12 protein-coding genes and 1 pseudogene are annotated in these 23,780 nt (G+C 38.3%); 5 read left to right on the forward strand and 8 right to left on the reverse strand.

Annotated features, from left to right (window positions below):
• Nucleotides 1–11: 11 nt before the first annotated feature.
• Nucleotides 12–1,085: an efflux RND transporter periplasmic adaptor subunit gene (locus tag H6A61_RS08685; RefSeq protein WP_204392908.1), complete on the reverse strand. Its 1,074-nt coding sequence runs from the start codon at nt 1,083–1,085 to the stop codon at nt 12–14.
• A gap of 171 nt (nt 1,086–1,256) precedes the next feature.
• Here H6A61_RS08685 and H6A61_RS08690 point away from each other — a divergent pair, with 171 nt between their 5' ends.
• Nucleotides 1,257–2,171, forward strand: coding sequence for a helix-turn-helix domain-containing protein (locus tag H6A61_RS08690; protein WP_204392910.1), 915 nt, complete (start codon nt 1,257–1,259; stop codon nt 2,169–2,171).
• Between the two features lie 64 nt (nt 2,172–2,235).
• Here the strand turns inward: H6A61_RS08690 and H6A61_RS15945 are convergent, their stop codons facing one another.
• The 7 genes and pseudogenes from H6A61_RS15945 to H6A61_RS08720 form a co-directional block, all read right to left on the reverse strand.
• Complete coding sequence (locus H6A61_RS15945; protein WP_262897247.1) at nt 2,236–3,345, reverse strand: glycoside hydrolase family 53 protein; 1,110 nt, start codon at nt 3,343–3,345, stop codon at nt 2,236–2,238.
• Nucleotides 3,322–5,754 (reverse strand): annotated as a pseudogene (locus tag H6A61_RS08695) (glycoside hydrolase family 2 TIM barrel-domain containing protein); the annotation flags it as partial. The pseudogene H6A61_RS08695 and the gene H6A61_RS15945, both read right to left, overlap by 24 nt.
• Before the next feature lie 79 nt (nt 5,755–5,833).
• The gene (locus H6A61_RS08700; protein WP_204392913.1) at nt 5,834–6,913 is read right to left on the reverse strand and encodes a glycoside hydrolase family 53 protein; all 1,080 of its coding nucleotides are present in this window, start codon (nt 6,911–6,913) and stop codon (nt 5,834–5,836) included.
• Between the two features lie 13 nt (nt 6,914–6,926).
• Nucleotides 6,927–8,687 (reverse strand): DUF5114 domain-containing protein, encoded by a 1,761-nt coding sequence (locus H6A61_RS08705; RefSeq protein WP_204392915.1) that lies wholly within the window; start codon nt 8,685–8,687, stop codon nt 6,927–6,929.
• A 21-nt stretch (nt 8,688–8,708) separates the two neighbouring features.
• Entirely contained in the window at nt 8,709–10,286 is a 1,578-nt protein-coding gene (locus tag H6A61_RS08710; protein ID WP_204392916.1) for a RagB/SusD family nutrient uptake outer membrane protein, read from the reverse strand.
• 18 nt (nt 10,287–10,304) lie between these two features.
• Nucleotides 10,305–13,265, reverse strand: a complete 2,961-nt coding sequence (locus tag H6A61_RS08715) for a SusC/RagA family TonB-linked outer membrane protein (protein ID WP_204392918.1) — start codon at nt 13,263–13,265, stop codon at nt 10,305–10,307.
• Nucleotides 13,266–13,415: 150 nt separating this feature from the next.
• Nucleotides 13,416–17,300 (reverse strand): hybrid sensor histidine kinase/response regulator transcription factor, encoded by a 3,885-nt coding sequence (locus H6A61_RS08720; RefSeq protein WP_204392919.1) that lies wholly within the window; start codon nt 17,298–17,300, stop codon nt 13,416–13,418.
• 223 nt (nt 17,301–17,523) lie between these two features.
• Between H6A61_RS08720 and H6A61_RS08725 the strand changes: the two genes are divergently transcribed.
• The 4 genes from H6A61_RS08725 to H6A61_RS08740 form a co-directional block, all read left to right on the forward strand.
• Nucleotides 17,524–18,057, forward strand: a complete 534-nt coding sequence (locus tag H6A61_RS08725) for a hypothetical protein (protein WP_204392921.1) — start codon at nt 17,524–17,526, stop codon at nt 18,055–18,057.
• Nucleotides 18,058–18,206: 149 nt separating this feature from the next.
• A complete protein-coding gene (locus tag H6A61_RS08730) occupies nt 18,207–19,649 on the forward strand; it encodes a glycosyl hydrolase family 28 protein (RefSeq protein ID WP_204392923.1) in 1,443 nt (480 codons plus the stop codon).
• A gap of 93 nt (nt 19,650–19,742) precedes the next feature.
• Nucleotides 19,743–22,478, forward strand: a complete 2,736-nt coding sequence (locus H6A61_RS08735) for a heparinase II/III domain-containing protein (RefSeq protein WP_204392924.1) — start codon at nt 19,743–19,745, stop codon at nt 22,476–22,478.
• Nucleotides 22,479–22,488: 10 nt separating this feature from the next.
• On the forward strand, nt 22,489–23,780 hold a 1,292-nt coding region (locus H6A61_RS08740; protein WP_430746800.1), incomplete at its 3' end, for a ligand-binding sensor domain-containing protein.

Here is a 23,780-nt window from a genome sequence, read left to right on the forward strand (position 1 = left end):
TGTAATTCTTATCATATCAGTCCTCCGACATTACTTTTTTCAGGTTGTTCTATGACTGTTACTTTCTCTCCTTCCTGTAGTGAGTTTACACCTGCACGTATTATCTTTTCCGTACCACTCAGTCCTTTTATTACTGTAATCTGCTCTCCTGAAAAGTTATTGTCAATGGTTATCACTCTTTTTTCTATTGTAGAATCCTCTTTCAGTACCCATACACATGAGTTGTCACTGCTTTTGAATATTGAACAGGCAGGAATCTTAAATCCATCCTTACTGTCATTACCTTCATTTATAGTCAGACGCACCTCAATGTTCATTCCGGGGGTAATCTGTTTTTTGGGCTTCTCTCTGAATTTCAGATTTAACTGATATAACTGGTTTCCGTCGGCTTTCGGTGACAGACTTAAAAAATCCATAGGATATGTCTGTGATTCTTTTTCCGATGCAACCACACAGTCATAACTTGTCACATTATTGATAACCTTATATATACTTGACGGCAAATCCGTTTTTACTTCCAAATGCGATACGTCGAGGAAAGTAAATATTGCTGTACCGGCATCGACCATTTCTGCCGGTGAGAAATTTACCGACTGTATATATCCGTTTTCCGGTGCATACAGTCTGGTATATTCCAGTTTGTTTTTGTTTACCTGCAATTGCACTCCAAGTTGTCTGAGTCCGGCAGATGCCTTTTCATAATCATTTGCAGAAACACTTTTCTGTTCAAACAGCTTTCTGGTTCTTGCTACTTCGTCTTTCAGCTGATCATATTGTATCTGCAGTGCCTCTACCCCGAGTTTATAATCTTCGTCATCAAGTTCGGCTAGCAACTCTCCTTTTTTTACGTACTTACCTTCTTCTACGTGAATGCGTTTTATCTGTCCGGCTGTCTTAAATCCAAGGCTGATTTCGTGTGCTTCACGTACTATTCCTGAATAACTTTTTGTAATGGTTTTACATGATGGTGTAGGACTTGTCACCTCCACGCTATGAACAGGTAAAGATGTTTTTTTCTGTTCACCGCATGAACAAAGCAGACATAGCAGTAATGCCGGCAGACATAGTAATTTTTTCCTTTTCATTCTCAATATGCTTTTTATGTTTATAATATGCTCTTTTATGATGCAAAATTGAGTATTTATTTATATTATTGTATTATCAAAAAGAATAGCAAATTGGTCTAAAGGATTGATATAATATGTATAACTGTTTATTTTATATATATTTGTTCTTCCAAAGGTATAATATGATTTATGATGAAAGAAGAGAACGTTATTTTGAACCTGAATTTGAGTGATCTGTCGAAACAGCCCGGAGCACAGCACATTGACAACAAACTGATACTGATAGATAACTTTGATTATTCGGAAAATGAGAAACACGTCAGAGGATTGTCTTTTGTAAACTACCCTATGAAATTATCTTTTACAATAGCTATTCTTATAGTGTCGGGAGGTATCAATGTCAAAATCAATCTGGAGGATTTCGAAGCGCGTGAAGGTGATGCCATTACGGTCTTTAAAGGAAATATAGGCGAATTCTGTAGTATGCTACCGGATACACGCATGGCTGTAATAGCTTTTTCCGATGATTTTTTCAATGTGGTGAAAAATATTGACACGGCACTTTACATACAACAGCATATTTATACCAATCCGGTGTTGCATCTTGACAGAGGTTTCATTGATGAGGCTTTGGATATATACAAAAGGATGAAATCGAAACTGGCTGAGACCGATAATTTATTTCGCGAAGGTGCTTTGCACGGCTACACCCAGGTATTGATGTATAACTCCTATAATTATTTCACCAAAATGAAAAATAACGTGGAAGATACTTCAGAGTACAATAGAAATCAGGAGATTTACAAACGCTTTATGCAAGCTGTACAGAAGAATTATATGCAGGAGCGCAGTATAACATATTATGCCGATTTATTATGTATCTCTCCGAAGTACCTTTCACAGGTAATAAAGAATGTTACCGGAAGGCTTGCCGGTGAGTGGATAAGAGACTATGTGATACTTGAGGCTAAAGCGTTGCTGAAAAGCAATAAATATACGGTACAGCAAGTATGTGATATGCTGAATTTTGCCAATCAGTCTTTCTTTGGAAAGTATTTTAAGAGGAAAACAGGTATGTCTCCAAAGGCTTATATGAAGAGTTAAAAATAACGGACAGAATTGTTTTTACGCAATCCTGTCCGTTTCATTATTTTCTGTTCTATATATGTTATGGCATGAATGCATCCATTATTTCTGTTGGTCTGCCATCCTCTGTAAATGCGCCGAGACGGTATTTGTTAGGTTTGCATTCAGGTTCCCAATAGAATACACCTTTGCAAATGCCATCAGTGCTTTCAATACATTTTGTGATTAACTTTCTCAGCAGTTTGTAACCTTTATTCAGTGTTTCCTTGTTGGCTAAGTTGCCATTATCGTCCGCACATTCCATTCCGGTCTCTACTATCATCACATCACAATTATATCTCTCGTTTACGAGTCTTATATTCTCAATACAATCGTTTATGGTCTTTTCCGGAGTATATTCCGGTTTTTCCATCATTGTCCAGTAAGGATAGATAGACATTCCTATCATGTCCCATTTGCCACCGTTTGCCTTCAGTTCATCGAAGAACCAGCGATACAGTTCTTTGTCATATCCATTGTCGAGATGCACAATAACTGTAGAACCCGGAAAAACTGATTTTACAGCGTCATATCCAGAGTTAATAAGCTCTGCCAGGTTTTTCCAGTTCATTCTGAATTTTACAGCAGTTGATTTGCTTCCCGACTCTTTTACATCACATTCGCGGATATCATATGAAGCACCGCTTGTTTCCGGATTCTCATCCCAAAGCATACCCGGACGTATTTCGTTGCCTACCTGTACCCATTTAGGAGTGATTCCTTCTGCTTTCAACGCTTCAAGAACATCTTTAGTATGGTCTGCCATTGCTGTCTTCAGCTTGTCAAAGCTGAGATTTTTCCATGCCGCAGGCTTATGCTGTTGTCCCGGGTCTGCCCACCAGTCACTGTAATGGAAATCTACCATCAGTTCCATTCCGTTTGCCTTGGCGCGGCGTGCCAGCTTAAGCATGTCTTCCTTGCTGCTCCAACCCTCTTTAGGATTAACCCATACACGAAGACGGATAGCATTAAGACCAAGTTCTTTCATCAGTGAGGTGCATTCCTTTTCTTCTCCTTTTTTATTATAGAACTTGTGTCCTTGCGATTCCATTTCTGTGACCCAGCTGATGTCTGCACCCTTATAGAAAGGCTCATAATCTTCTTTTTCTGTCGAATATTCCGTTACAGGTATTTCAAACTCTCCGGTCTTCAATCCTTTGGCCGACGCGCGAAGACGAATCTTGCCGGGTTTCTCTCCAGCCTGTAGTATTACTGTCAGCATTCCGTTGAATGCATGCATCTCAGGTTTGTGGAACAAGTCAAGGCATGTTGGGTCACCATTGGCTGAGGCTCTGTACTTTCCGGCACCATCAACACGTAAGTTAACCAGACGTCCGTCTGTAGGACAGAGATTACCGTCCTTGTCTTCAATACGAAGAGTTACATAAGCCAAATCTTTACTATCGGCTTTAAGACTTGTGTAGTCTGAAACAAGTTTTATACGGTAAGGTTTTCCTGCGGTATGTAAGGATTTTTCAGCGGCTTTACTACCGTCGCTGTTGTAAGCAATGACTTTTAATTCTCCCGGCTGATATTTCACATTATGCCACATCAGACGGTAGCGGTTTACTACTGTAGAGTCGTTCTTTGTTCTTATTCCCTGGCTTACTCCGTTTACGAACAGTTCAGCCGAAGGATAGTTTGTATATACGAATACAGGCACATCCTTTCCTTCATGTCCTTCCCAGTTCCAGTGTGGCAGTATATGCAGAGTTTCAGCATCCTTGTTCCATACACTTCTGTAGAGATAATATCTGTCTTTAGGAATAGATGCAAGGTCAATTATACCGAACATAGAGCTATGGTTAGGCCATGCATCTGTGTCGTAAGGACTTGGTTCGCCAAGATAGTCGAATCCGGTCCATACGAACTGTCCTATAGTCCATTCATTGTCTTCTGCAAGTGCGAAATCTATATCAGGAATGTTTGACCATGAACAGTATTCAAGGTCGTATGAAGAAGACTGGTGGTCATCGTATTTGGCGTCTGCCTTACTTTCAGCCGGAAACTTATATACTCCTCTTGAACTTACAGTTGAAGATGTTTCAGAGCCTAAGACTATGTTTTGAGGCAGTCTTTCATAAGCTTCTTCGTAACGGTGGGCACGATAGTTGAATCCCGGGATATCAAGCATAGCGGCAAATCCATTGTTCAGTACACAGCTCACCTGGTCCATACCGCATGTAACAGGTCGTGTAGGGTCTTCCCTATGACAAATATCCTGCAGGAATTTTGCTACTTTATAACCCTCAGGACTACACTGTGTAGGCACTTCATTACCGATACTCCACATCACGACACATGCATTGTTACGATACTGTCTGAGCATGTTTACCATATCTTTTTCTGCCCATTCGTTGAAGAAGCGATGATAACCGTTGTCGCATTTTGCAATGTCCCATTCATCAAAAGGCTCAATCATCATCATAAAGCCCATTTCATCGCATAGCTTTACAAGTTCCGGAGCAGGCATATTGTGCGCGGTTCTGATAGCATCGCATCCCATTTCTTTCAGCAGTTTCAACTGATGACGCAGAGCAGATACATTTACAGCTGCTCCAAGCGGACCTAAGTCATGGTGATTGCATACTCCCTGAAACTTACGGTGTTTTCCGTTAAGGAAGAAACCCTTGTCGGCAATATATTCTATTGTTCGTATTCCAAATGTTGTGGAATATCTGTCCTGTAGAGTCCCGTCTGCGTAAATCTCTGAAACAGCCTTATAGAGATTCGGCTCTTCAGGTGACCATAACAATGGATTGTTCACAACAAAATTCTGTGTGAACGGCTGTCCGTGATTTATAAATCCCTGGTTGTTCTTGACGGCAACAACCTTGCCTTCAGGGGAATATATTCTGGTGATTACTGTCAGTTTCTTTTTATCAGCATTTTTAATCTCTGTGCGAAGATTTACGGAAGCGTAATCCTTTCCTACATGAGGTGTAGTAATCTGTGTACCCCATACCGGGACATGTATCTTTTCTGTAGTAATAACATGTACATTTCTGTAAAGTCCGGCACCAGGATACCATCTTGAAGACTGAGGCCTGTTTTCAAGGCGTACGGCAAGAGTGTTGTTTTTACCATCCTTGTTTATAAAGTTTGTAACGTCGCAGTGGAATGAGTTATATCCCAGAGGCCAGAAACATGCTTCCTGTCCGTTGACATATACACGAGCCTCACTCATTGCTCCATCGAATACGAGTGTAGTCTGTTTGTCATTGTCAACATTGAATGTGGTCCTATACCATCCCACACCTACATATGGCAGTCCTCCTGTACGTCCGGTTTTTACAGAAGCCTGTGTCTCAAAGTTCTGAGTGATAGCCACATTCTGCAAGTCATTGTTTCTGTCGAACGGACCGAATATAGCCCAGTCATGAGGAACTGTTACATTTTCCCATTTGCTGTCATTATAGTCAGATTTCTCTGCACCGGATGCTTCGCCTTTAAAGAATCTCCACCCTTTTTCGATGGTTTCAATGTTTCTTTGTGCATAAGTATTTCCGGAGAATATTGATACGAGAAAAAGTAATGCAGTGATTAATCTTGTCAGTTTCATTAAATAAAAGGTTTATTTGGTTATAAAACAGGGTATATGTACGGTAATAACATATACCCTGCAAAAATATTATATATGTTTATCTTTTAAAAGCATTCAATGAACTCATAGGGTAACCTTCATCATTGAACATGCCTTTCTGGTAACCTTCCCATCCGGCATAGCATTGTGGTTCCCATGCGAACACTCCCAGGCATCCTTCAATTGCTTTAGCTTTCGTGATAAAATCTGTATAGAATGCTTCTGCTTCTTCGTAGTTCCATGGAATACCTATTTCACACATCATTACTTTGGTGTTGTATTTTTCAACAAGCGCTCTCATATTGGCTATGCAGTCATCATTCATCTTTTTCCAATCTTTTTTAGCCTCATTATCTCCATCCGGTTCCGGATAAAGTGACATTCCAATAATATCCCAGTTAGCGCCATTTTCTTTTAATCCATCGAAAATCCAGTTATATCTGTTGGGATTATTACCTTCATCAATATGTATAATAACTTGTGCGTCTGGATATATTTCTTTTACAGCATTATATCCGCTTTTTACAAGTTCTGCAAAGTTTGCTGTATTTCCGTTTGATGCTTTTCCATCGTTCCAAAGCATACCAGTACGTGTTTCATTTCCAACTTGTACCCATTCTACATCAATTCCTTTATCTTTAAGTGCAGATAATACGTCTTTTGTATGTTCTGATACCGCATTTTTAAGTTCGTCAAAACTATAATTTTGCCATGCTGCCGGCTTTGTCTGATTTCCCGGATCAGCCCACGTATCACTATAGTGGAAGTCAATCATCAGTCTGTATCCTAGATTATGAGCTCTCCATGCTTTGATGATTACATCTTCTTTTGAGCACCATCCTTCTTCAGGGTCAACCCAGACACGCAGTCTTATGGCATTCATTCCGAGTTCACGAAGCAGTTCCATACATTCACGTTCTCTACCTTTTGAATCGTAGAATTTTCTGCCTGATGCTTCCATTTCTGTAAGCCAGCTTACGTCTGCTCCTCTTGCAAATCCGGTCATGTCATAACCACCTGTAGGATCATCTGTTCCTTCTGTTTCAGGAAATGTAGGTTTTTCATCATTGTTACATGATGTTGTCATGGCTCCGCATACTATTGCCAACGCCATGAATAAGTATTTAAGTTTTTTCATGATTTTATTCAGTTTATTCGGTTATTTCTTTATAACTCCATGTCATTGTATTTAAATCTACTGTTATTGAAATATTCAGTGTAACATTCCAATCATAACCATAAATCCAAAGGGCACCGGCACCTATAGATAATTCTTGTCCGTTAGGGTTGCTTTCACTCCATGTACTTCCGTATAAGGAATATGTGCTTTCATCTACGAACATGAAATCGAAATTATATAATCCATTGAATATACCTTTATAAACTCCTTCTGACTCTTTGGATAATGTTATTATTTTTTCAGTGATGGTAGAGTTTGTCTTATCATACTTGTACATGGTTATTTCTTCTGGAAAATCTTCTTGATTATCTGTATAGCTCCATGTCCCTTCACTTAAATTTACTGTAATGGTTACGTTTACCGTATTACCGCCATTAAACCACATATCCCATTTTTCTTCAGATGATGAGAGTTTAGTGTTGTCGTTGGGGTCACAACCATACCATACGGAGTTTGTTCTATCAATAATCTGGAAATCAAGTTTATCACCTGAATATGTACCAATATAGATACCTTTGTCTTTATTTACCAGATTTAATGTAGTTAGAGCTACTTCACTGCCATCATCATTGTAATGTACTACATCAAGAGTCTGAGAATACGATGACGGTATGTCTGTTCCTCCAGCTTCAACATATACTTTTCTGTCGTTCGGATTTATTAAATCCAGTTTTATAGTACATTCTCCAGCCTCTGGTATTGTTATAGAAATATTTCCTGCGTTGTCAGCAAGTACAAGATTATTGTTTTCATTTGCAAATGCAACGTTTACAGGAATGCCTGCGCCGTCGTTTGTTCCGGTCTCTACATTCCATTGATCACCGTTTCCGGAGATTGTAATGGTCTTTTCTCCTGCCTCAGTAGCGGTGAATGATGCTATCCATAAATTGTTTTCCTTGTCCAAAGTCAGGTTGATAGGGTTTTCACCTAGTCCTGATATAGCTAGAGAAGATATATAAAGTGCATCCCAAGTAGCTTCCTTTGTATTGACATTTACGTAGTAGCAACCAGTACTTCCCGGGAACCACATATTTTGTCTGTTGTTTCCTGCGTCACTTGTTATGTGGAAAGCTCCTTCATCACCAGCTGTTCCCCACATCAGTCCGTTTCCTTCCTTAAGGAAGTAATGATACCATCCGTATGGAGTAAACATGAAACCACTGTATATTCCATTAGCCTCTGGAGAATATAAGATTACACCTGTTTCTCCCAGGTTAGCATTGTCATTGTTAGACTCAACAACTATTCCCGTGTTCATATCTATAACATACGGTGTAATAGCAACTCTTACCACATTACTATAGGCATAAGGTATGTTTTCGCCTGTTGTGCTTCCGAGGCGGAAGAATACATTATTCGCTTCACCGACCTTTGCTCTAAGTTCGTTTACAATAGAGTTAAGTTCACCACCATTGTAAGCTATAGAGTTAGATGTAGTTTCATTTTTGTAAACCTGTCCGGAGAAATCCTCTGACAGTGAAATCTCCATATAGTTTTTTGCTTTTGCAGCTGTTCCTACAGTTGTGTCGCTTATCTGTACATCCTGTCCTTTCCACGCAAACGATAGAACAATTTTTTGTGACATTTCAGATGTTAGAACGACATTGTCTGTAGTAGCTATGAGTTCACCTGAACCTAAACTTTGGAGATAAATTTTGTCTCCATCCTTCTCGCAAGATATTAATGCAAAGATTGATGCGAGGGTTATAAATATTTTATTTAAAGTTTTCATTTTATCCATTACTGTTTAAGGTTAATACTCTTCATTTTTCAGATTTGGATTGGCTGTCAGTTCTGCCGATGGAATAGGATAGTAATTGTATTTACTGTCAACAGAAGTGCCGTTGCTTGATCCTCCTTTGAACTCCCACATATATTCTGCAGTAGTAAAGCGGTTGAAACGTATAAGGTCTGTACGTCTGCTGCATTCCCAGTAAAGCTCACGGGCACGTTCATCAAGGAAGAACTGGAAATTATTTTCTTTAAGGTCTGTTTCTGTTACGTCCTGACTGTTATTGCCGAAAGCACGTCCTCTCAATTCGTTTACATATCCCACTGCAATAGCTATATTTCCATTTCCCCCACGTGCAGTTGCTTCAGCATACATCAGATACACATCTGCTAATCTGAATAATGGATAGTCTGTATTTACCCCTCCTATATCTGTATTTGAGGCTGCTTCTCCATTGTCGTTCAGATTTGTCCATTTTTCAACAAGCCATCCGGTTGAAGCATCTTCCAGAGAGGTTACTTCTTGTGTCTGTCCGTCTGTGTAGAAACATCCTCTGCTGTCACCATCTTCAAATAGGTCTGAAACAGCCTGACATATTCTCATTGACCCCCATCCTTTAGTCACTCCATAATCTGCAGGATTCTGTGTAGCTGATGTTTGGCTTATAGCCCCGCATACCATATATGTTGATGAACCCCAAGAAATGGTGGTATTTGCATCAACAGGAAGAGTAAAAATTATTTCGTTTGTACGCAGATGGTTGTCTGCATTGAAAAGTTTTTTGTAGTCAGATTCAAGTGAATATCCCTGTCCTATTGCGCTTTGGCATGCAGCTACACATTCGTCGTATCTTGTTTCTCCAATATAAGTTTGAGCATTTAGATATAGCTTCGCAAGCAGTGTATATGCAGCACCTTTTGAAGCACGTCCGTAAGGACATTCGTCTTTGCTCAGAAGGTCGTTTTCTATCGCTTTAAGTTCAGATTCAATGTATCCGAACATATCCTTTGCCATATAGCGTGGAGGAATATAGCTTCCGACAGGATCGTTTTCTGTTACGAAAGGAATATTTCTGAACAAATCCATTGCGTGATAATAGAAAAGGGCACGCATAAAACGTGCTTCTGCACGATAATGAACTATTTCGCTGCGTTCGCTTTCTGAAAAACCACTTATTTTCTCGTCTGTCGCATTACGCAGAAATTCGTTACATAACGCGATATTATAATATATACGGTAATACATGTCGGCGACCCAAGGATTGTTGGCGTCCCATGAAAGGTTGCTTATATCAGTCAGATTATCACCACTGAGCCAAGTATATGCCACTTCATCTGTTCCTACTTCCTGAAGATTGAAATAGCAACGTATGTAGTCTTGTCCGTAATTGCTGGAGAGGTCCAGATTTCCATCTTTACCTTGTCCGGTTGTTACCATTGATACATATATTTTTCCCAACACGCTTTTATAGTTTTGCAGGTTGGTATATACACTTTCCGATGTAATATCTTCATGTGGATACTGGTCAAGGTCGCCTATACAAGATGTCGCAAACATTGCGGCTGTACACACTGACAATATGTAGATATATTTTTTCATGATTCTGTATTTTTATAATTAGAAATTAAGACCGATGTTTAAAGAGAATGTTCTTGGACGAGGATAGAACGTATTGTCCATTCCGTTTGGAACTTCCGGATCTACTCCGCTGTATTTTGTTATGCAGAATACGTTCTGTATCATTGCGCTTACATTCAGATTGCATGTATTGAATATCTTTCCGAAATTGTATCCCAAAGTAAGGTTGTCCATTTTCAGGAATGATGCATTCTCTACATAATAATCTGACAAATGCTGGCGTGTCTGGAAACCTGTTTCAAGATAACTTGCCGACAGGTTGTTGAGCTGTGCTGCGTTGTAGCTCATAGTTTCCATAGCTCCTGTGTTCATTGCCATTCCGTTATATACATAGTTGCCTATGTTTGCTCTAAAACTCATACCTAGGCTCCAGTTTTTCCAATTGAGCGATGTACTCAATCCCATAATATAGTCAGGAGCAGGAGAGTGATAACGGTATAAGTCGTCTGAGTTTATCACACCGTCCTTGTTAAGGTCGGCATATGCACCTTCGATAGGCTTTCCGGTCTTTTCATCGTAAAGCTGTTTGTAAACGTAGAACATGTAAGGTTCATATCCTTCAGTAAGTGTCTGGAACTGGTAACCGTCTATTGAAGGACCTACAGGAGTATTTGTCACTTCTCCTCCTTCTACGATAGAAAGATTTTTAACCTTCATTTTCTGCCATGTCATATTGAAACTGATATCCCAGCTGAGATCCTTTGTCTTTATAGGAGTGGCATTCAGTGAGAACTCAATACCCTGGCTGTCAACATTACCTACGTTTGTAGTGATAGTCTTGTCGAATGTAGAACCAGCAGCTGCCGGAACTGTGGCGATAAGGTCTTTTGTCTGACGGGTATAATAATCGAAACTACCTGTGATACGGTCTTCAAGGAATCCGAAATCGAAACCATAGTTCCATGAAGTTGTAGTTTCCCATTTCAAGTCTGACACATATGCTTCAGGACGATAGGTATAAATGTATTCATTACCCATGATGGCCTGAGCGCCATCCTGGCTCTGTGTATATATAGGCAGATAATTGTAGTTTCCTATACCATCCTGCTGTCCAGTAACACCATAGCTGGCACGCAGTTTCAATGTACTGAGTACATTCTGGTTTTTCATAAATTCTTCTTCAGAAATTCTCCATCCCAAAGCTACAGAAGGGAATGTACCCCATCTTTGTTCTTTGGCAAAACGTGAAGTGGCATCACGGCGTACAGTAGCTGTGAGCATGTATTTTGAGCCGAATGAATAATTCAAACGTCCATAGTATGACAGAAGTACGTGTCTCTCGTCTGTAGCTTTATATGATGTCTGTATTTCACCTGCCGCATTCATGCTTGCCGAAGCCGGATTTACGGATTTCCAGTACTGATAGTCATAACCTATTGTCGCATCGAAACTGCTGTTCAGTGACTCTACCATCTTGTTGTAGTTGGCATAGATTGTAAGAAGTCTGTTCTCATTTTTTTGAGGGCCGTATGGATAGTAGTAACCGCCTGTAGTATAATATTGGGCAGCTTCAGGATTTACATAGTCTGAACCTTCGCCTTGTGCATAGTCGTAACCTAATGTAGCATGGAGTTTCAATTCCGGAAGGAAATGCATACGATAGTCAACATCGAAGTTACCGATGAAACGTATAACCTTACTGTGCGCATCGCGCTGTTCCAATAAACCGAGAGGATTCAATACGCCACCTGTTACAGGCTTACCGTCGCTTGCAAGTCCTTCGGTATATCCTCCGAATTTGTCATTTCCTGAATATACAGGTATGGTAGGATTCATTGTAGAGGCTCCCCATATTGCACTTGTATTTGCAAACTGGTTTTTGTTCATTGAAGCCTTTGCATTGATGTTGAATTTCAGATGGTCGTCAAAGAATGACGGTGACAATGACAAGCTGCCTGTTACCCTGTTTGCGTTGTCGGTCTTGAGCAGACCGTCCTGATTGTAATATCCTACAGAAACACGTATCGGAAGATTAGGAAGCACCTTACCTGATAGGCTAAGGTTATTATCAGTGCCAAAGGCATTGTGATAAATATAGTCGTTCCAGTCAGTCCTTTCAGTACCTAACAATGCCTGTTGTGCTGCCGATCCCTGAGTCTTTACTACATTCACAAATTCATCGTAGCTAAGCATATCAGCCATGCGCGTGCGTGTCTGTATTGAGTTAGTTGTACTGAATGTTACTTTCAATTTGTCCGAAGCACCTTTCTTGGTAGTTATAATGATAACACCGTTTGATGCACGAGAACCGTAGATTGCCGTAGAAGAAGCATCCTTAAGGATTGTCATGCTCTCGATGTCGTTTGGATTGATGAGGCTTAGGAAATTACCGTCATTACCGCTGATACCTCCCTGTTCCAAAGGTACACCATCGAGTACGATAAGCGGGTCGTTGCTGGCATTAAGTGAAGCACCTCCACGTACACGTATTGTGCTACCTGCAGTTGGCGAACCACTGTTTGACATAATCTGTACACCGGAAATCTTACCGTTGATAAGCTGTTCTGGAGAACTTACCAGACCTGTGTTGAAGTCTTCGCTTGAAACGTTTGTTACCGAACCTGTAAGGTCGCTCTTCCTTTGAGTTCCATATCCGATAACAACTACATCGCTAAGCATTTGTGTGTCCGGTACAAGTTTTATGTTTATGGTATTCTGGTTGGAGTCCATAACCTGTGTATTATATCCAATATATGAAAACTGGATATTGCTTCCTTTGGGAACTTCAAGTGTGAATTTTCCGTCGAAGTCTGTAATTGTACCGATTGTTGTGCCTACCGCAAGGACACTTGCCCCTATAAGCGGCTCGTTGTTTTCGTCTAAAACTGTACCTGTGATAATTACGTTTCCTGCTTGTTGCGCGAGGACTGCGAAAGTATTTCCGGTCCATATTACCGAGAGTAACAATACTTTCAGAAGAATTTTAATGTTGCCTTTCATATTACGTATTAATTTTTTGTTATCGCAAAAGTAAGGAACATGTTATTAGTTAAGGGAAAAATATTGGACATATGAAGACAGAAATAGGACAAAAAGCACAAATGTCCTATTTCTTGTCCTTTTTCTTGTCCTTTTTATTGCTTATGTTGTTTATTCTGTCTGTCCGTTACCGGCTGAGTATTGTTTTGGCGTTTTGCCGAATATACTTTGGAAACTTTTTGAGAAGTACGAAGGATTTGAATATCCTACCATGTACATAACTTCAGCCACAGAGAACTTCTTTTGCTGTAATAGCATTGCCGCTTTTTTCATCCTTATGGATTTTATATATTCCACTGGTGAAAAGCCTGTCAGTTGCTTTATTTTCCTGTATATTTGTTTGCTTCCTGTCCCTGACAGTTCGGAGAGGGCGTTTACGTTAAGATCGCTGTCGGCTATGTGGTCTTCTATTATTTTTGTTATGTTGATAAGGAACTTTTCATCGGCCGAAGCACTGTTTTCCACCTGTTTGGGTGAGCCTATTTTTTCTATTCTGGCCTGTGCCTCAAATGTCTCTTTCTTATGTATCAGCAACTCTACTTTTCCTGTCAGTATTTCAGCGTCGAAAGGTTTTTGTATGAATGCGTCTATTTGTAGCTTTATACTGTTTCTTATAGTCTCCGAGTCGTCTTTTGCCGAGAGCATTATTATAGGTATGGTGGCTGTAGGCATGTTTTTCTTCAATATTTTACACATCTCCAGCCCGTTCATTACCGGCATCATATAATCGGTTATAATAAGGTCCGGTTTGTTTATGTCCAGTATTTCCAATGCTTGCTTTCCGTTTTGTGCATATGTACATTTATATTTGTCGGACAATATATTTTTAATCAGATTGTAAACATCTTTGTTGTCATCTACTATCAGGATTGTTGGCAAATTCTGTTTGTCTGTCGCATCGTTTTCTTCGCATATTGTTTCATTGTCCGTATTTAATGCCTTGTCAATCGGGAAAGTCAGCGAGAAAACTGTCTTCTCGTTGTTGGAGAATACATTTACCGTTCCATTGTGCAGTTCCGTATATGTTTTTACAAGATATAGTCCTATGCCTGTTCCTTCATAGTGTTTTTTTGTAGCCGACGACTGGAAGAATCTCTGGAAAATGTATGCCTGTTCGCTTTCAGGAATACCTATTCCGTTGTCTGAAACTTTTATAATAACTTCTCCTTTTTCGTCATTATAGGTTATTTCTACAGATATTTCTCCTCCTATTGGAGTATATTTCATGGCATTCGACAACAAGTTCCCTATTATCGATTCCAGTTTTATTACATCCATGTCAACAAACAGTTTATCCACATTCGCGGAAAAATTCCATATATGATTTCCTTCCGTTTCTGCGTCTTTCTGTTTTTCATATATCTCATGTATTGAAGATATAAGCTCTATTCTTGAGGTTATAAGTATATGCTCATTATCTTCCACTCTGTTCATTTCTATCAGTTTGTGGATTTTGGCGTTCAGGTTTACTGCATTCTTATATACAATGTTCAGCATTTCTTTCTGTTTCGGATCTTTTGTTTCCAGCAGCAGTTTGCTGACAGGTGTAACAATCATTCCTACCGGATTTTTCAGGTCATGCGAAAGGTTCGACATAAATCTTATCTTTTGTCGTGTCTGTTCCAGGATTTTCTTTTTCTCAAGTTTTTCAATGTGAAGCCTGTTTTTTACCACGAAGAAATTTATTATCCAGCATACCAGTCCTATTGCAAGCAATATATACAATACTTTAGCCTCTATTGACAGATATATAGGAGGCAATATTTTTATATTGGCTATTTTGTATTTGATATCGCTGTTTTCCATATGCTTTACATACAATTCAAAATTTCCGTAAGGCATATTGTTATATACAATTATGTTTGAATTGTTGTTTACGTAATGCCATTCCGAGTCAATTCCAGACATCATGTACATGAAACCGTTTCTTTGTGAAGTGTTGTACTGAAAGTCCGAGAACTCAAATTTAAGGTTATTCTCCTTGTAGTTGAAAGTAAAACTTCGACTGGTTGTAATGCCTTTTGATATATGGTCATTGTTTACCGACAATGCTGTGAGGTATATCCTGCCGGCATTTCCTGTGTCGTTTATTATTTCCGGCTCGCAGTATCCTATACCGTCATAACTGCCCATATAGACTTTTCTATTATCTTTATCATAATACAAGCTGCTGAATATTTTTCCGTTGATATTTATCTTTTTCACATCAAGCGTTTCCTTGTTTACATAAAACAGCCCTTTAGCGGATGAAATCCATATGTTGCCGTCTATTTCTGCAAGATGAAGTACATTGTTTTCCTTCCACTCTGTTCCTGTTTTTGATATGATTCCGGAATTAGGGTCAATTCTGGAAATACTTTTGTTTGTGCTAATCCATATCATCCCTTTCGAGTCGCATATAAGGAATTCCGGGTATTCGTCATTCTCTGTACATACAGAATAATTATAAATTTTTCCGTTTTCGGAGTCTATTTTCTGTACTTCTTTTGTGTTATACATTACCACCCATGCATTACCTCTCTTGTCTGTTACGGTTTGTTTTACGAACATGCTTTTCAGACCGTTGGCTGTTGTATAGTTTTTGTCAGCTATACATATTCCGGAACTGCATTTACGCAATTTGTTTTTATTCACAACAAATATACCTCCAAGACAACTGCTAATCCATAGATTGTTGTCGTTGTCTTCTGAAATGTAATAAGCCCAGTTTGAGTTGTGTGTGTATGTGGAATCCATTATGGAATAGTGTACAAACTTGCCGAATTTGTCGTCATACCGTTCTATACTGCCGTCAGTAGCAATCCACAGGTCATTTGATTTATCCTCGAATATATGCCGTATTCTGTTGTGCGACAGTTCCGAGTTTTTCTCTCCAACTTTAAACCATCTGCTTTTCTCTATATTGTTTGTTCCTTCCGTCTGTAATAATCCGTCAGTACCTCCAAACCAGTATCTTCCCTTGCTGTCCTTAAGAATGGTATAAAACATATTACCGTCATTGGTATTGCTTAATTCCCAAACCGGAATGAATGTATATTTATTGCTATTGTCTGTATATGATATACCGTTATCTGTACCGAGCCAGATATTTTGTGCTTTGTCTGTAGTTATGCACCATATAATGTTGTTTGATATAGACTGGCTGTTCCTTGAGTCGTGGATATAGTGCTTTTGTGTCTGTCCATCGGAAGAATATACGTACAGTCCGTTGTCGGTACCTATCAGCAGGTTCTTTTCGGAATCGTAACTCAGAGATTTTATTGAATTTCCGGTAAAATACGGTATTAGTATTGTAGTTCCGTTATTAATGTCATGACGGAACAGATTTCCTTCTGTACCTATCCAGATTATTCCTTTTTCTTTATTTTCTAACAGAACGTTTACGAAGATGTTTTTCCATGTCCTGTCTGTTGGGATATTTATAGAAGTTATGTTGTTGGAGTTGTCTATTTTGCATAATCCGTTGTAAGTGCCTACATACATATTTCCGTCTGCGGCTTTTATTATGGAATATATGGTTTTATGTGGTAATTTGTCTGTAGGAAATTCATATGTCGTCTTTGTTTCTATGTTATAACGGAACAGTCCGTCCAGGGTTCCTATCCATAGCTCATTTCCGGAGAGTGTGAAACATCTGATGTCTTTAATCTTCTCTTGTCTGTGGTCATAGTACGTCCCTTTGGGGGTATTGTATGAAAAAAGTCCGTTATCTGTTCCTATAAATATTGAGTCAGAATGTATAAGTCCACAATATATTCTGGTTTCATATTTTTCTTTTTCTGTATTATGCTGAAAGAATGAATATCCATCATAGCTGAAAAGTCCTTTATTTGTTCCTGCCCATATCATTCCCAAAGAATCCTGCATTATGCATCCAAAGACTGAGGCGTTTGTGTTTGTATGCATTCTGCTGAACTGCATGTATGACACAACTTGTCCTGAGAGTACAGAAAAATATGATATGAATAGGATTATTATGTATATGGTATTTTTCATTTAGTGTATGGATAGTATAGTTGTTTTATACAAAAATAGGGACTTTTCTTAAAAAACCATTTTAATGTATGTTCTTTTTTTATTTATAATCTCTCTTTTTTGCAGTTCGCCACTATATTCTGTACGTTTGCCACTATTCAAGGTAACGTCTGTTTTTCATCATTATATAATCATTAATTTTGTATCAGACAATTGAAAGTTGAACATCTAATTTTATACGATTATGAAAACAAGATTAATGACATTGGTAGTAATGATGGCTGTTTCAATAAGCAGCTTTAGTGTGATGGCACAGAACGCTCAAGATGCACCTGCACAAAGACGTGCAAAACAGAAACCTACACCAGAGCAGATGATGGACCGACATGTAAAGATGATGGAGAAAAAACTTGTAATGGATGATGCAACTGCTGCAAAGTTCACTCCGCTCTACAAGGAATATCTTCAGGCCATGAAGGATTGCCGTCCAGCTGTGAACAAGGATGTAAAAAAGGCGGAAATGACAGATGCCGAAATAGAAAAAGCTATTCAGGACAGATTTGATGCAAGACAGAAAGCATTGGATGTGCAGAAAAAGTATTTCAAGAAGTTCAAGGAAGTGCTAAATGCAAAACAATTGCAGAAAGTGTTTCAGCAGCCATGTATGGATGGAAAGATGAAACCTGGTATGAGGAACCATAAGATGATTAAACGTGGTGATAATCAGAAATGTATGAAACATGCAAGTTGTGCTAAATGTCCTATGCAGACTAAATAATTCTTTTAGGATATACGTTTTAAAGAATTCCCTGTCATTGTAATTAGAGTGGCAGGGAATTTTTTTTATGTCAGTTTGTGAGTACTTGAAGCAAGTAAAGTTGTTATGACATCCGTATATAATTAGTAGTAACTCTAAATTTAATTTATATGGTAAAACAGTTTTTTATAACATTCTTGGTTTTAGTGGCATTTGTAGATGTCATTAGTTCAAAAGTAGTAACTTATCCTGCAGGTAAAGATGTAGAACTCATAAAAGACTTTACTGTTCGTGTTCGTCAATTGGGGGGTGAATGGCTTCCTATTGATATTTATCCTGTAAAGGTTGATGAAGTACGTGGTACTAAACATCGTATAGAAACTGCTTCGATGGCTTATTTTGATTTTGACGGTACCGTAGAGGTTGAAGTCACTTCAAATAAAGGTAATGTAGAAACTGCACGTGTCCGTCCGCTTTCATATGATATTGATACAAATATATCCGGCAATAAGGTGTTTTTTACACTTGACAAACCTTCAAATCTGTCAGTAGAAGTGAATGGAGATCTTTTTCATAATTTACATCTTTTTGCCAATCCTATTGATATCAATCGTCCTACAGAACGCGAAATAAAACGTGCAGGTAAGAAGAACAGTAATCTTATATACTTTGCTCCCGGTTTACACAAACTTCCTGGAGATACATTGAGAATTCCTTCCGGTAAGACTGTTTATGTTGATGGAGGAGCACGTGTGATAGGTACGTTTATATTGAGAGATGTTAATGATGTAAAGATATTTGGTAGAGGAGAAGTACATCCTAAAGGACGTGGTGCAGGTGTCTCATTGATAAAGGCACGTAATGTTGAAGTTGAAGGCATAGTCGTGACTCAATTACCTGTTGGAGAGAGTGATAGCGTAAAAATAACCAACGTTAAGGGCATAACGTCATACGGATGGGGTGATGGGTTTAACGTTTTCTCAAGTAGTAATGTGAAATATGACCGTATTTTCGCACGTACAAGCGATGACTGTACAACCGTTTATGCTACCCGTTTGGGGCATAAAGGAAGCAGTCGAAACATTCTTATGGAAAATTCCACTCTATGGGCTGATGTAGCACACCCTATTAATATTGGTCTTCACGGAAATGCGGAAAGGCCTGACACTATTGAGAATATAACTTATAGAAATATTGATGTCTTAGATCAAAAAGAGCCACAGCTTGATTGTCAAGGTGTTTTTGCTATAGTAGCGGGAGATGATAATCTTGTACGTAATGTTACTTTTGATAATATCAGAGTGGAAGATATCAGGCAAGGAAGGCTATTTGATATACGTGTTGCGTTGATAGAAAAATATTGTGCAGTGCCTGGACGAGCTATTGAAGATATATATTTTAAGGATATCTTTTATAATGGCAAAAATGCTGAAGTTTCAATTATTCTAGGTTATAATGAAGAACGTAAAGTAAAAAACATTACTTTTGATAATCTCGTAATAAACGGAAAAAAGATTTATGACGATATGCCTGACAAACCAAAATGGTATAAAACAGGAGATATGGGACGTATATTTATAGGGGAGCATGTAGAAAATGTAGTGTTCAAATAAACTATATCTGAAAAAATATGACTTTGGTTTAGGTGTCTTTCTTCATATATTCGTATTATATAAATAAGCGAATATAATTAATTTAGTAATACAATGAAAAAACAATTTCTGTCATTAGTCTTTAGTCTGATTGTATGCCTGATTTCATCTGCTAAGACTGTTACCAATGAAACACTAAACACAGATCATCCAAGATATCTGACAACGGAGAAAGAAAAGAAAGAAACTCTGGATCTGATAAAAAAAGAAAAATGGGCAAAGGATGTATTTGATGGGTTGACATCAAGAGTAGAGAAATATTCTTCTAAAGGTCCTGAATGGCTTACTTCCAGACTCCAGATGTATTGGAAATCTCATGCTACTGATGTATATATCAGAGGAGAATATTATGATCATGCCGGAGGTGAGAAGGCTCCTGCACCTACAGTTATGTACACAGGTGCACGTAGTCATGCCACTATTTATCGCCGTCCAAAGCTAGAGGATATAACACCGTATCACGAGGACACAAAAGGAATGTATTTGGCTAATACATCATTGAATGGTGAACCTTTGGAATGGGTTTCTATAAGTAAAACCGGTAGAATGATAGAAAGCATAAACAGCGAAATAATGGGAATAGCTCGTGACGCGGCTTTCCTCTGGTGGCTTACAGGTAAAGAGGAATATGCTTCTATGGCTGCATCAGTATTTGATACTTACATGACAGGTATATATTATCGCAATGTTCCGATAGACCTAAACAATGGACATCAGCAGACTCTTGTAGGAATGTCGTCTTTCGAGGTTATACATGAGGATATTATTAAGTCTTTAGTTCCGCTTTATGATTTTCTTTATAAGTATCTTAGAGAAAAAAAGCCTGAAAAAATGGATATATATGCTTCTGCATTCAAGAAATGGGCGGACAATATTATTGCTAACGGTGTTCCTCACAACAACTGGAACCTTATGCAGGCACGTTTCGTGATGGATATTGCACTGATTCTTGAAAATAATGCCCTCTATGCTGATGGAAAAGGACGTGAATATTATATAGATTATATCATAAACCAGTCATCCATACGCCAGTGGTCGCTCAAGCGGTTGGCTGAATATGGCTACGACAGCAATACCGGTATATGGGCGGAATGTCCCGGCTACAGTAGTGTTGTAGTGGGCGATTATGCACAGTTTGTGAATCTTTTTGACCGTAATCTTGGATATGATTTGACAAAGGATATTCCTGTGATTAGCAAGGCTGTGTCCGCCATGCCCCAATACCTCTTCCCTAATATGATGCAGGTGGGTTTTGGCGATACACATCCTTCGTATCTACGTACTGATATATTCAAATATATGATAGCCAATGCCCAACAGCATGGCAAGAAAGATGAAGAAGAACATTTCACACGCATGCTGAAACTCTTTGATCCGAATGCAGAGAAAGTATCTGCCGGACAAGGTAAAATGCCGATTGCCGTAACATCCTTCTTTTCTGATAAACCGTTGAAAATTAATCCTAAAACAGAGGCCGGAAAGATTGACGATTATGTTACTCCGTCGTTCTATGCGCCTAATGTAAGTTGGTTGGTACAGCGTAACGGAATGGATAAGGAAAACAGCTTAATGATTTCGTTGAATGGAAGCGATGGGAATCACATGCATGCCAATGGTATAGGTATGGAGCTGTATGGAAAAGGGTTACCTTTGGCACCTGATGCCGGAATAGGTACAATGGGATATTCAGGTCTTGATTATCTGGAATATTACAGCCAGTTTCCTTCGCATAACACAGTATGCGTGGATGGTATTTCATCGTACCCTGTAATGAAGAGCAATCATGCGTTTAAGGTAAGGAATTTGTATCCGGAATCAGGAGTAAAAGTACCATATCAGCCTGTCAGCTATAGTGAAGTATATTTCCGTGAGCCTGAGTCATATTCCGACCAGACACGTCTGAACGGTATTGTAAATACGTCTGACTCTACAGGCTATTATGTAGATATTTTCCGTAGTCGCAAAGTGGAAGGAGGCGACAAGATGCATGATTATTTCTATCACAACATGGGACAGGTTATGACTCTTAAAGCTGCCGATGGTACAGATTTGAATTTACAACCTACTCAGGAACTTGCTTTTGCTGGAGCACATTTATATGCTTATTCATATATCTATGACAAAAAAAGTGCTCAGACAGATAAGAATATTAAAGCTGAATATACCATAAACATGCCTGATAAGAATGATATAACCATGAATATGTGGATGAAAGGCGAGAAAGACAGAGAAGTCTTTTCTGCACTAAGTCCTATGACTGAGGGTATTAGCCGTATAAGAGGAATGCCTTACGATATCAAGAAACAGCCTACACTTACATTCGTAGCACGCCAGAAAGGCGAAGCATGGACACGTCCTTTTGTCAGTATATTCGAGCCAGTAACAAAGTCTTCTCCTTCAGCAATAAGTTCAGTTGAGTATCCATTGGTGATATCTGATGGTCAATCAAATAGTAATATTGCTGTAGTGGTGAATCTTAAAGATGGAAGAAAGGATTTGATTTTATCGTCTGACACAAATGCTTATCTTTGCAAATCAGAGAATGTTGAGACAAAATCCACTTATAGTGTATGTCGTTCAAAAGAAGGGATGCCTGTTCTCATCTTTTTAGGTAACGGTACATGTTATAAATGTAAAGGTATTGAAATTAAGTCAACTACTCCTTCTGATATACTTGTCTATTATGAACATCAGAAATGGAAATGTAAGTCGTCTTCTGATGCTGTAATTATTATTGAAGGTACCAGATATGAGATTAGTGCTGGAAAGGATGAAATTATATTGAAATAAAATTTTTATTATGTTAAGGTCATATATTGCAATATTGTTAATGTTTTTGTGCTCCAATATAATTGGGGCACAAAGTGTTTCTAAGTATGTGTTCCGTCCAATCGGAATTTCACAAGGATTACCTGATAACTATGTTAAAACGGTTTTTGGTTTGCCAGATGGAAGACTTGGTGTACGTACGACAATTTTGCTTAGTTTGTATGACGGATATAATTTTAAGAATCATTCTTTATTGATGGGAGAGGTGTATCCACTCAATAGAATACCATTGCTTCCAACCCAATATATAGATAATTTTAATAGGTTATGGATAAAAGAAAGTAATAAATTACAGGTGTTTGATTTGAATACAGAATCTTTTCTTTCTCCAACCGATATTTTTAATTCTTTAGGTGTAAATGTACCTATATCAGACTTTTTTATTGATGCCGAAGGCACAATGTGGATTATTGATAATGAAAATTCGTTGTCATATTATGATTATAAAGCTAAATGTTTTCATAAGGTTTATGCTAGCAGTGATTTTTATGAAAAAAATGGACCTTTGATGGATTTGGAAACAAACAATGGATTAACTTGGATTGTTTATGCCAATGGAATAGTTCGTTGTTATGATATGCTTCAAGATAAAATTGTACGTCACGAGAATTTTTTAGGTGGTAAGATTGATTCTAATGATAATGTAAAAATCAAATTCCTTGAGAATGGAGATTTTTGGTTGTTATATAGTAAAGGTTTATCATATTATAATAACTCTACTAAGATTTGGTCTGATATAGATTTGTCTATATTGGGTAATTATCAGGAGTTGGTTACTATGGATACGGACTTGTCTGGTAATGCATGGATAGCTAGCGTAAGAAAAGGTCTGTTTATTGTGGATAGATTTAGCCATAAGATTGATTCAAAACCTGTTCTTTCATATAATAACAGTAATGAAAATATTCATGGAGTTTATATAGATAAAATTACTAATATAACATGGGTTGGAACATTTAATCGTGGACTTGCATATTTCCATCCTTCAATGGTAAATTTTAAAGTATATAATAGCAATACTGTTAATGATAAATGGATAAACTCAGATTTACGTTGTATGTTGGAATTATCAGACAACACTTTATTGTTTGGTACAGACGATGGTCTTGTTGTTTATGATACTGAGTTAAACTCAGTTTCTAAACCATATAAGATAACCAATGGAATTCTGTGCAAGTCTATGATTCGTGATAAAAACAATAACATTTGGCTGGGAACTTACAAGGATGGTTTATTCTGTATAAATCCTAATGATGTCTATAA

Source organism: Bacteroides caecigallinarum (genome assembly GCF_016901995.1).
GTDB lineage: Bacteria > Bacteroidota > Bacteroidia > Bacteroidales > Bacteroidaceae > Phocaeicola > Phocaeicola cellulolyticus.

Bases quoted from the DNA above. Each gene is read 5' to 3' on its own strand.
- H6A61_RS08700 (WP_204392913.1), bottom strand. From the start codon at position 6,913: ATGAAAAAACTTAAATACTTATTCATGGCGTTGGCAATAGTATGCGGA.
- H6A61_RS08705 (WP_204392915.1), bottom strand. From the start codon at position 8,687: ATGAAAACTTTAAATAAAATATTTATAACCCTCGCATCAATCTTTGCA.
- H6A61_RS08715 (WP_204392918.1), bottom strand. From the start codon at position 13,265: ATGAAAGGCAACATTAAAATTCTTCTGAAAGTATTGTTACTCTCGGTA.
- H6A61_RS08710 (WP_204392916.1), bottom strand. From the start codon at position 10,286: ATGAAAAAATATATCTACATATTGTCAGTGTGTACAGCCGCAATGTTT.
- H6A61_RS08730 (WP_204392923.1), top strand. From the start codon at position 18,207: ATGGTAAAACAGTTTTTTATAACATTCTTGGTTTTAGTGGCATTTGTA.
- H6A61_RS08720 (WP_204392919.1), bottom strand. From the start codon at position 17,300: ATGAAAAATACCATATACATAATAATCCTATTCATATCATATTTTTCT.
- H6A61_RS08735 (WP_204392924.1), top strand. From the start codon at position 19,743: ATGAAAAAACAATTTCTGTCATTAGTCTTTAGTCTGATTGTATGCCTG.
- H6A61_RS08685 (WP_204392908.1), bottom strand. From the start codon at position 1,085: ATGAAAAGGAAAAAATTACTATGTCTGCCGGCATTACTGCTATGTCTG.
- H6A61_RS08725 (WP_204392921.1), top strand. From the start codon at position 17,524: ATGAAAACAAGATTAATGACATTGGTAGTAATGATGGCTGTTTCAATA.
- H6A61_RS08690 (WP_204392910.1), top strand. From the start codon at position 1,257: ATGATGAAAGAAGAGAACGTTATTTTGAACCTGAATTTGAGTGATCTG.